Genomic DNA, 9,512 nt, shown 5'->3' on the forward strand with positions numbered 1-9,512 from the left:
GCCGGCTCAGGCGCCGGGCTTCGCGATCATCAGCCAGAGGAAGACGAGCCAGAGCAGCGTGAGGACGATGCCGGCGAGGCGGGCGCCGCCGTCGTTCAGCTTATCGCGCAACTCGGCGGTGACCGGGCCGTTGCCGAGCGTGACGGCGACTTCGCGCGCAGCCTTGACTTTGCGGAGGTAGAAGCCGTGGTCGAGGGCGAGGGCGAGGATGATCAGGGTGTAGGCGGTCGAGATCCAGGCGTCGCCGAAGGAGTAGCCGGCTTCGTTCACGAGCAGGGAGCCGAAGACGATGGCGAGGATGGCGCCGATGGAGGTGACGATGCGCTCGGAGCGAAGCTGGAGGTCGAGCAGGGTGACGACGGTGTTGGCGGCAGTCGCGCGCCCGGCGGCGATGGCTGCGCCGGTGGTGAGGCCGGTGGCGGCGAGCAGGAAGAAGACGCCGAGCAGGTGACCGAAGAGATACCACTCCTGAGTGGACACGCGTTCCTCCTCGAGGGATTCCGGGGCGAACGGTACTCTGCCGGGGGGATGGTTGTCACGATCGCGGGGCGGTAGGCTTGGGACGTGCGCATCCAGTTCCTCGGCAGCGGGGCGGGCACGGATACGCCGCACCGGGCAGGGTCGTCGATCCTGCTGACGGGCGGGGGCGAATCGGTGCTGCTGGATTGCGGGCCGCGGGCGTACGACCGGCTGGTGATGGCGGGGATTTCGCCGGCGAGCATCTCGCGCATCTTCCTGAGCCACCTCCACCCGGACCACGTGCTCGGGCTGGCGAGCTTCGTGCAGGCGATGACGTTCCCGTACGGGCACCTGCCGCTGGAGATCCAGGGGCCGCCCGGGACGGCGGCGTACGCAAGGCAGGCGGTCGGGACGGCGGCGCTGGTGACGGGAATGCCTGGCCGGGGCTGGGGCGAGCCGCTCGAGGTGCCGGTCGTCGAAGTCCTGCCGGGCGACGTGCGGGAGGCAGGGCCGTTCACGGTGCGGACGGAGCAGGTGCCGCACGCGCCGAACCTCGTGTGCGAAGCGCGGCGGTTCGAGGCCGAGGGGAAGGCCGTGGTGTACAGCGGCGACACGACGGAGGCGGCGGAGGTGATGGTGCCGCTGGCGGAGGGCGCGGCGGCGCTCATCCACGAATGCTATTCGCTGGCGGGCATCGCGCGGTGGACGGCGGCGTTCGACGAGCGGCGGGCGGCGGCGATCCGGCGGGCGTTCGAACAGACGCACGCGGAGGTAGCGTACGTGGCGCGGGTGGCGAAGGAGGCGGGCGCGAAGCTGCTCGTGCTGACGCACCTGAACCCGGGCGAGCGGGCGGAGGAGCTGCTCGACACGGCGCAGGGGTACTTCGGCGGGCCGGTGGTGATCGCGAGCGACGGGCTGAGCCTGGCCGTTTAGGCGGTTTCGGGGCGGTGGGCGCCCCACTGCTCCCAGGAGACGAGCTCATCGAGCGGCAGGCGCTGGCGGCCCTGGCTGAGCGGGTGCTTGAGGTCGGGGTAGCCCATGGCGAGGACGGTAGCGACGGTGCAGTCGGCCGGGACGCCGAGGACGGCGCGGGCGCACTCCTGGCGGTGCATGGAGACGGGGCAGCTGGCGATGCCCTCGGCCCAGGCGGCGACCATGAGGTTCTGGGCGGCGCGGCCGGCATCGAAGGGGCCGCCGCCGGGGAGGAGGACGACGGCGATGGCGAGGGGCGCGGCTTTGAGGTGCTCGGCGTAATCGCCGCAGCCGGCGAGGGCGGCGCGCCGCTCGGGCGCCCGGACGACGATCATGCGGACCGGCTGGGAGTTCTTGGAGCTGCCGGCCATCCGCCCGGCCTGGAGCACGCGGGTGAGGACGTCCGGCGGCACGGGGTCGGGGAGGTAGTGGCGGGTGTCGCGCTTGCTGATGATGGCGCGGTAGGCGTCCATGGCGGCCTCCCGGGCGGAGGGCTGAGGCGTGGGGGAATCCTACCGGATTGGCGGAAGGGGCGCAGTGCCGGGCGCGTCAGCACTCGCGCGGGACGGCGGTGCGGGGGCCTTCGCGGCTGGAGCACTGGCGCTCGCTGACATCGACGACGAGGCGGCCGGTGGGGTCGATGGCGGTCGGGTAGCGGTCGAGGTTCGGACCGTCGGCGTCGAGGCGGACGCCGGTGAAGTCGTACAGGGCGCCGTTGCAATCTTCGCGGAGGAGGAGGGTGGAGCCGCGGGCGGCGCTGCTCATGCGCTCTTTGTAGCGGTCGATGAGGGAGGGGAGGGCCGGGTCGGCGGAGGGGATAGGATAGACGCGGCAGCGGCGCGCGGGGTTGGCGCGGTTGGCGGCGTCGAGGTCGGCGAGGGCGAGGAAGCTGCCATCGAGCAGGCGGGCGACGTAGAAGTTGCGCTGGCCGACGTACTGGACGGTGCCGGGGGCGTAGGCCTCGGCCAGCTCGAGGCGGATGTCGCCGGTATCGGCGCCGGATTCCCAGTAGACGACGAGGCAGGAGCCCATGCCGAAGACGAGGACGAGGATCGCGACGGCGGTGAAGCAGCCGAGGAAGACGGGCGGCCGCGGCGAGGGGAGGTCGTCGTGCTCCATCGTGATCAGGGTAGCGGCGCGGGCGGTTCGTGGGTGTCGGCGGCGCCGAGGAGGCGGAGGCGGCGGGCGCGGGCGGCGGCCGGGTCGGCGAGGGCCCGCTCGATGGCGGCCTCGACGGCGGCGTCGAGGTCCGCGGGCGGGAAGACGGCATCGACGATGCCCCAGCGGAGGGCGTCGGCTGCGGCGACCGGTTCGCCGGTGAGGATCAGGTGGGCGGCGACGGCGGGCGGGGCGATGCGGGGGAGCATCTGGGTGCCGCCGGCGCTGGGGATGTAGGCGAGGGTGACCTCCGGGAGGGCGAGGCGGGCGTCGGCGCTGGCGAGGCGGAGGTCGCAGAAGAGGGGGAGTTCGAGGCCGGCGCCGTAGCAGTAGCCGTGCATGCGGGCGATGGTGACGCAGGGGTGGGTGAGGAGCTGCCACCAGATGTCGCGGTCGTGGCGGGCGCGGCGGGCGGCCATGATGGAAGGGGCGGTGCCGAACTCGGAGATATCGGCGCCGGCGCTGAAGCAGGGGCCTTCGCCGCGGAAGAGGATGACGCGGACCTCGGGGATGGCGGCGGCGGCGCCGAGGTACTCCCAGAGGAGGTCGCGCATCTGGAGGTTGATGGCGTTGCGGCGTTCGGGGCGGTCGAGGGTGATGACGGCGACGCCGCGCTCATCGACGGCGAAGCGGACGGGTTCGGCCACGGCGGGCGCCCCGGGGGCTACTCGAGCCAGTCGGGCTTGCGGATCTGGCTGCGCTGGCGGCGGGCCATCTGCTGGGCGAAGTCTTCGTTGACCTTCTGGACGAGCTCGAGCATGTCGTCGCGGCCGGGGCGCATCTGCTTCGAACGCCAGTTCTTGAGCATGGCGCGGTCCTTATCGGAGAGGCCGGCTTCGTCGGCGATGCGGTTGACGATGACGGTGAGGAGTTCGCTGACTTCGTCTTCGTTGAACTTGATATCCACGGGGATTACCTCCGCACCGTTTCGTACCAGCCCTTGCTCTTGACGCGGCGGGTGAACTGGGCGTCGAGGTGGGCGTTGAGGGCTTTGTTGAGGGCCTCGGTGAGATCGGCCAGGAGGGGGGAGCCTTCGCCGCGCTCGGAGCGCCAGCGGCGGATGGCTTCCTTGCCCTCGTCGGAGAGGTCGGCGTTATCGACCGCGACGGCGCTGATGAGCATCATGAGGGACCAGGCTTCGGGCTCGTCGAGCAACACGATCATCGGTCATTCACCTGTGAAGCTGGGGGTGCGTTTTTCGAGGAAGGCGCGGACACCTTCGGCCCGATCTTTGGTGGTTTGGAGGAGCATGGTCAAATCGGTCTCGAACCGCAAGGCCTGCTCGATGGGCTGGGGGAGGCCGCGCCAGACGGCTTCTTTGGCGAGTTCGAGGGCGATGGGGCCGCGCGAGCGGAGGACGCCGGCGAGGCGGCGGGCTTCGGCTTCAGCGCCGCCGGGCGCGGCGAGCGCGGTGACGAGGCCGGCAGCGAACAGCGCGGCCGCGCCGAGGCGTTCGCCGGCCGCGAGGCGGGGCGCGAGGGCGGGGGCGAGGAGAGCGGCGCGAGCCGGCCACCCGGCGGGACCGCGGAGGGCCGCCGCTTCGCCGGCGGCGCGGATGTCGGCCGCGAGGGCGAGGTCGAGCGCGGCGCCGGCGAGCTCGCCTTCGAACCAGGCGATGACGGGAAGGCGGCCGAGGACGAGGCGGCGGAGGGCGCCGTCGGGGGGCCGCGGCGCGTCTGCGAACCGGTCGGCAGCGATGAGGATGCCGCGGGCCCCGTCGCTGAGGGCCTCGAGGGCGTCATCGAGCCAGGCGGCATCGGCCCCGGGCGGGGGCGGGAGGAGGTCGGCGAAGGCGCTCATGGGCAGCTGGAGTATACCGGGAAGCGGGAGACGGGAACCGGGAGACGGGAAGCGGGAGGAGGGAGACGGGAGGAGGCGTCAACCTTCAACCTTCAACCTCCAACCTCCAACCTCCAACCTCCAACCTCCGGGCGGGGGCCGGGCCGGGCCCCGGGGCCTACTGGAAGGCGATGCCGGTGAGGGTGTGGAGCCACTGCTCCTGGGGGATGCTGGCGGAGGCGAGGGCGGGGTAGCCGGAGTCGTCGAGGTAGACGACGGTGCCGGCGGCGATGTCGGCCGCTGGGTAGCGGATGACCCCGAAGCGGAGGTTGTCCATCCGGGTGCCCTGGATGGTGACGACGGCGCCGTCGGGGGCGGAGACGCGCTTCGCGAGGTCGGCGAGGGTGACGCCGGTGTACTGCTTGCCGCCGGCGGAGATCGACGTCGTTGGGAGGGCGCGGAACTCCTCGCGGGTAGGGGTGAACTGGTTCGAACCGGCGACGACCTGGAGGACGGGGACGTCGTCGGGGAGCGGGGTCGGGGTGGGGAGCGGCCGGTCCGGGGGCACGGGCTGTTCGAGGCCCTGGGCGACTTCGGTGCGGCGGGCGTCGGCTTCGCTGACGGTGGGGGTCGGGGAGGCGTCGGCGGAGTTCGCGTCATCCTTGCCGCCGCAGGCAGCGAGGGCGGCCGGGGCGAGGAGGAGCAGGGCTGCGGCGAGGCGCAGTCGAACCATGGGGTCTCTCCGTGGCGTCCTGGGGGTGTGATGGAGGGTAGGGAGAGGAGCCCGGAGGGGCAATCGCGAGGTCAAGCGCGGGTTCAGGGGCGCGGGGAGGGGGACGGGGCCGGGGTGGCGGTGTCCGCCTCGACGGGCTGCGTGGTGGCAGCCGGGGCCGGGGTGGCCGTCTCGGCGGGCGGGGCCGTCGGCGACGGCTCAGCCGTCGCGGTGGCGGACGGCGAGGGTTCGGGAGTCGCCGTGGGCGAGGGGGCCGCCGTGGCGGTCGGCTCGGGCGTCGCCAGCGGCGTGACGGGACCGAGGGCGGCGCTCACGGCGTCATCGATGGCGGCGGCGGCGGCGGCGACCTTCTCGGGGTCGACATCGGGCCGGCTGCGGGCCTGCGAGATGACGGTGCTGCTCTGCTCGGCGAGGCTCTTGACGCGCGCCTTCTGGACATCGGTGAGGCCGCCCTGTTTCTCGGCGAGGTCGGCGATGGCGCGGAGTTCGCGCTGGAGGCTTTCGAGGGAGGCGACGAGGTTGTCGTTGCGGGCGGCGAGCTGCTGGAGTTCGTAGACGCGGGCCTCGGCCTGCCGGAGCTGGACATCGATGCGGCCGTCGCCGCGGGAGAGGGTGTATTCGAGCCGTTCGTTGGCGAGCTTGAAGGCGTAGTTCCAGTCGCCGGGGACGGCATCGCCGGCGGTGACGAAGCCGAGGGCGAGGACGCCGACGGCAGCGGCGCCGGAGAGGACGGCCATGCTGGCGACCGCGGTGCGGACGGGGGAGTAGCCGGGCACGGGAAGGAAGAGCGGCTCGGCGGGCGTGGTGGGCTCGGCCGCGCGGGCGAGGAATTTCGCCTTGAGGGAGGCTTCGAAGTAGTAGCTCGCCGGTTCGGCGGCGTAGGCATCGGTGACGGCGGCGGTCACGCGGAGCATGCCGGCGAGCCAGTCGGCATCGTCGGGGAAGAGGGAGAGGACGAAATCCGGCTCGAGGCCGTCATCGATGAGGGCCTGGGCTTCGGCGAGGATTTCGGCCCGGGAGCCAGCCTTGCGTTCGAACAGGCGGCGGATCATTGCGGGGGCACCATGGTCTGGAGTTTGGCGATGGCTTTGTGCTGGAGGACTTTCACGTTGTTTTCGGTTTTGCCGAGGACCCGGGCGGTTTCGGCGACGGAGAGGCCGGCGCCGAAGCGGAGTTCGATGACCTGCCGCTGGGCTTCGGGGAGCTTCGCGGCGGCGGCCCGGACGACTTCGAGGGTGAGGGCGGTGTGCACTTCCTCGGTGTGGTCGGGGGCCGGGTCGGGAATCGATTCCGTGAGCGGCGCTACCTGGGAGCGGACCTTGCGGCGGCGGACGAAGGTGACGACTTCGTTCCGGGCGATGCGGAAGACCCATGCGCCGAAGGGGAGGCCCCGGAAGGTGAAGGTGCGGAGGTTTTCGATGACCCGGAGGAAGATCTCCGTGGTCACGTCCTCGGCGTCTTCGGTGGTGGGGAGGCGGCTGGCGACGTAGCGGTAGACGCGGGGGAAGTAGTGGTCGTAGATGAGCGACAGGGCTTCCCGGTCTCCCTGCTGGGCCGCTTCGACGAGTGCCTGTTCGTCGAAATCGGGTGCCAGTTCGTCGATCGCCGTCTCTGCCATCCAGCCCCCTGGGCCGCGCCGGGTACGGGCTACCGAGCGTCCTCCTTTCGAGCATACTCAGGCCATTCGCCTGTGCACTAGAGATAACGCCGGCGGCCCGGGAAGGTTAATGGCGCGAGGTCCGGGCGGGGTGACGCCGGGGCGTGACGGGGGCGGGCCGCTGCGCGACACTGTTGGCATGGTGAATCCGCGGCTGATCACGGCGCTGGCGATGCCGCTGTTCATGGTCGCGGGGGCGCTCGCGGTGTGGCTTTCGCGGGGCCAGGACGAGGATTCGCGCCCCAAGTGGCGGGACGATTCGCTCGACGACTGGTTCCGGGAGCGGGAGGCGAAGGCCGAGGAGGAGCGCCGCCGGCGGCAGGAGCAGGACCGGGGCCAGCACGAGGAGTAACGCCGGACGCGTTCGGTTTCGTACCATGCGCGCGTGCGAACGTGGACGTGCGTCGATGGCGCGTGGCGCGAGGGCGAGCTGGAGGGCGGCCCGCGCTGGTACGACCTGACGGGCGCGGACCGGGAGGCGCTGCTGGCGCTGGCGGAGCGGTACGGGCTGCACCCGCTGGCGATCGAGGACTGCCTCTCGCCCTACCTGCATACGCCGAAGATCGACGATTTCGGGAGCTACCTGTTCGTCGTGGCGCTGGCGATGAAGCCGGGGACGGTGGAGCCGGTGCTGGAGGAGCTGGACGTCTTCCTCGGCCGGGAGTTCCTGGTGACCTACCGGGACGACCCGGCGACGGCGCCGGAGATCGAGGCGGTCGTGCGGGCGATCGGGCAGGGGCTGGCGCTCCGGCCGGGGACCGACGGCCTGCTGTACGAAATCCTCGACCGGGTGGTGGACAGCTACCTGCCGCGGGTCTCGGCGATGAGCGAGGAGCTGGACGCGCTGGCGGACCTCATCCTCGCCGGGGACCGGAACGGGGGCATCAGCCAGCGGGTGCTGGAGGCGCGGCGCGCGGCGGGCACGGTGCGGCGGACGATGGCGCCGCTCCTGGCGGTGGTGCTGCGGTTCGGCCGGGGGGAGTTCGCGCTGGTGCAGCAGGCGAACGTGATCTACTTCCGCGACGTGTACGACCACCTGCTGCGCGTGGACCTCGCGCTGGAGGAGCTGCGGGAGGACGCGGAGGTGGCGCTGAGCACCTACCTGAGCACGCTGAACAACAAGATGAACGAGGTGATGAAGGTCCTCGCGGTGGTGGGCGCGCTGGCGCTGCCGGCGACGGTGATCACGGGGATTTTCGGCACGAACTTCGATTCGATCCCGGGGCTGCACAGCAACTACGGCTTCGCGGTGATGATGGCGGCGATGGCCGCGATGGCGGGCTCGATGGCGCTCTTCTTCCACCGGCGCGGCTGGTTCTGATGGCCGCGATGGGAGGCCGCGCGTGAACATCGACGGCTTCGCGTTCGACCGCGAAGGGCTGCGGCTGGCGGTAGCGCTGGGCATCGGCCTGCTCCTCGGGGCGGAGCGGGAGCGGCACAAGGGGGAGGGGCCGACGCGCGGCGCGGCGGGCATCCGGACCTTCGCCCTCGTGGCGCTGGCGGGCGGCATCGCCATGACGGTCGGCGGCGGCATCGTGCTGGCCGCGGCGCTCGGGTTCGTGGCGCTGGCGGTGCTGGCGGCGTACGTGCTGGGCGACCGGACCGACCCGGGGCTGACGACGGAAGTGGCGGTCGTGGTGGCGTTCCTGCTCGGGGCGCTGGCGCAGCGGGAGCCGCAGCTGGCGGCCGGGCTGGCCGTGGTGGTGACCATCCTGCTCGCGGCGCGGGAGCGGCTCCACCAGCTGGTTTCGCGGGCGCTGACGGAGCAGGAGGTGCACGACGGGCTGCTCTTCGCGGGCGCGGCGCTGGTGGTGCTGCCGCTGGTGCCGGATGAGCGGATCGGGCCGTACGGGGTGTTCAACCCGTTCGCCATCTGGCGGCTGGTGGTGATCGTGATGGCGATCGGGGGCGCGGGCTACATCGCGGTGCGGCTGCTCGGGGCGCGGGTCGGGCTGCCGCTCTCGGGGCTGGCGGCGGGGTTCGTCTCCAGCTCGGCGACCATTGCGGCGATGGGGGCGAAGGCGCGCGAGACGCCGGGGCTGCGCACCCCGGCGGTCGCGGCGGCGGTCTTTTCGACGGTGGCGACGGTCGTGCAGATGGTCGTGGTGGTGGGCGCGACGGACCGGCGGACGCTGGGCGAGCTGTGGCCGGCGATGGCGCTGGCGGGAGTAGCGGCGGTCGGCTACGGCGCCGTCTTCGGACTGCGGGCGCTGCGCGATGAGGCGGCGGAGCACCACGAGCCGGGCGGCCGGGCGTTCGAACCGAAGACGGCGATCGTGTTCGCGGCGACGGTGACGGTCATCCTGTTCGTCTCGGCGGCGCTGAACGACTGGCTGGGGAGCCGGGGCGTGCTCATTTCGGCGGCGGTAGCCGGCTTCGCGGACACGCACTCGGCGGCGATTGCGGTGGCGGGGCTGGCGGCGGCGGGGCGGCTCGAGCCGGCGGAGGCGGTAGTGCCAATCCTCGCGGCGTTTTCGACGAATTCGGTGACGAAGATGGTGCTCGCGGCGGCCACGGGCGGGAAGGGGTTCGCGGCGGAGGTCTGGCCGGGCGTCATCGCCACGGCGGCGCTCGCGTGGGCCGGGTGGGGGCTGGGGGGGTAGGAGTTGGGAGTGGGGAGGCGGGAGTTGGGAGATGGGAGGCGGGAGGCGGGAGGCGGGAGTTGGGAGATGGGAGTTGGGAGATGGGAGTCGGGAGGCGGGAGGCGGGAAGCGGGGGACGGGAGGCGGGAAGCGAGAGGCGGGGAGCGGGGGG

14 protein-coding genes are annotated in these 9,512 nt (G+C 72.4%); 4 read left to right on the top strand and 10 right to left on the bottom strand.

What is annotated here, in order from left to right:
- Positions 1-6 precede the first annotated feature (6 nt).
- Positions 7-480, bottom strand: coding sequence for a DUF2269 family protein (locus N2041_RS10525; RefSeq protein ID WP_297678531.1), 474 nt, complete (start codon positions 478-480; stop codon positions 7-9).
- A gap of 84 nt (positions 481-564) precedes the next feature.
- Between N2041_RS10525 and N2041_RS10530 the strand changes: the two genes are divergently transcribed.
- Positions 565-1,392 carry an MBL fold metallo-hydrolase gene (locus N2041_RS10530; protein WP_297678533.1) on the top strand — a complete coding sequence of 276 codons (828 nt, stop codon included), beginning with the start codon at positions 565-567 and terminating at the stop codon, positions 1,390-1,392.
- Here N2041_RS10530 and N2041_RS10535 read toward each other — a convergent pair.
- The 9 genes from N2041_RS10535 to N2041_RS10575 all read right to left on the bottom strand — a co-directional run bounded on the left by N2041_RS10535 (position 1,389) and on the right by N2041_RS10575 (position 6,719).
- Positions 1,389-1,904, bottom strand: a complete 516-nt coding sequence (locus N2041_RS10535) for a nitroreductase family protein (protein WP_297678535.1) — start codon at positions 1,902-1,904, stop codon at positions 1,389-1,391. The two genes, N2041_RS10530 and N2041_RS10535, sit on opposite strands and share 4 nt — an antisense overlap.
- A 76-nt stretch (positions 1,905-1,980) precedes the next feature.
- Entirely contained in the window at positions 1,981-2,550 is a 570-nt protein-coding gene (locus N2041_RS10540; RefSeq protein WP_297678537.1) for a hypothetical protein, read from the bottom strand.
- A 5-nt stretch (positions 2,551-2,555) separates the two neighbouring features.
- The gene (locus N2041_RS10545; RefSeq protein ID WP_297678539.1) at positions 2,556-3,236 is read right to left on the bottom strand and encodes an enoyl-CoA hydratase/isomerase family protein; all 681 of its coding nucleotides are present in this window, start codon (positions 3,234-3,236) and stop codon (positions 2,556-2,558) included.
- A 17-nt stretch (positions 3,237-3,253) separates the two neighbouring features.
- Positions 3,254-3,496 (bottom strand): hypothetical protein, encoded by a 243-nt coding sequence (locus N2041_RS10550; RefSeq protein WP_297678541.1) that lies wholly within the window; start codon positions 3,494-3,496, stop codon positions 3,254-3,256.
- A 5-nt stretch (positions 3,497-3,501) separates the two neighbouring features.
- On the bottom strand, positions 3,502-3,753 hold the full coding sequence (locus tag N2041_RS10555; RefSeq protein WP_270055379.1) for a hypothetical protein: 252 nt from the start codon (positions 3,751-3,753) through the stop codon (positions 3,502-3,504).
- 3 nt (positions 3,754-3,756) lie between these two features.
- Positions 3,757-4,389: an enoyl-CoA hydratase-related protein gene (locus tag N2041_RS10560; RefSeq protein ID WP_297678544.1), complete on the bottom strand. Its 633-nt coding sequence runs from the start codon at positions 4,387-4,389 to the stop codon at positions 3,757-3,759.
- Positions 4,390-4,546: 157 nt separating this feature from the next.
- Complete coding sequence (locus N2041_RS10565) at positions 4,547-5,101, bottom strand: hypothetical protein (RefSeq protein ID WP_297678546.1); 555 nt, start codon at positions 5,099-5,101, stop codon at positions 4,547-4,549.
- 83 nt (positions 5,102-5,184) lie between these two features.
- The gene (locus tag N2041_RS10570; RefSeq protein WP_297678548.1) at positions 5,185-6,153 is read right to left on the bottom strand and encodes a DUF5667 domain-containing protein; all 969 of its coding nucleotides are present in this window, start codon (positions 6,151-6,153) and stop codon (positions 5,185-5,187) included.
- The gene (locus tag N2041_RS10575) at positions 6,150-6,719 is read right to left on the bottom strand and encodes a sigma-70 family RNA polymerase sigma factor (RefSeq protein ID WP_297678550.1); all 570 of its coding nucleotides are present in this window, start codon (positions 6,717-6,719) and stop codon (positions 6,150-6,152) included. The genes N2041_RS10570 and N2041_RS10575 overlap by 4 nt, the downstream gene beginning before the upstream one ends.
- A gap of 178 nt (positions 6,720-6,897) precedes the next feature.
- Between N2041_RS10575 and N2041_RS10580 the strand changes: the two genes are divergently transcribed.
- From N2041_RS10580 to N2041_RS10590, 3 genes are read left to right on the top strand one after another with little or no spacing between them, the layout of a single operon-like run.
- Positions 6,898-7,110 carry a hypothetical protein gene (locus N2041_RS10580; RefSeq protein ID WP_297678552.1) on the top strand — a complete coding sequence of 71 codons (213 nt, stop codon included), beginning with the start codon at positions 6,898-6,900 and terminating at the stop codon, positions 7,108-7,110.
- A 33-nt stretch (positions 7,111-7,143) separates the two neighbouring features.
- The gene (locus tag N2041_RS10585; protein WP_297678554.1) at positions 7,144-8,079 is read left to right on the top strand and encodes a magnesium transporter CorA family protein; all 936 of its coding nucleotides are present in this window, start codon (positions 7,144-7,146) and stop codon (positions 8,077-8,079) included.
- A 22-nt stretch (positions 8,080-8,101) separates the two neighbouring features.
- A complete protein-coding gene (locus N2041_RS10590; RefSeq protein ID WP_297678555.1) occupies positions 8,102-9,361 on the top strand; it encodes a DUF4010 domain-containing protein in 1,260 nt (419 codons plus the stop codon).
- The last annotated feature ends 151 nt before the right edge of the window (positions 9,362-9,512 follow it).

The sequence above is a fragment of the Tepidiforma sp. genome, assembly GCF_026419595.1.
Classification (GTDB): domain Bacteria; phylum Chloroflexota; class Dehalococcoidia; order Tepidiformales; family Tepidiformaceae; genus Tepidiforma.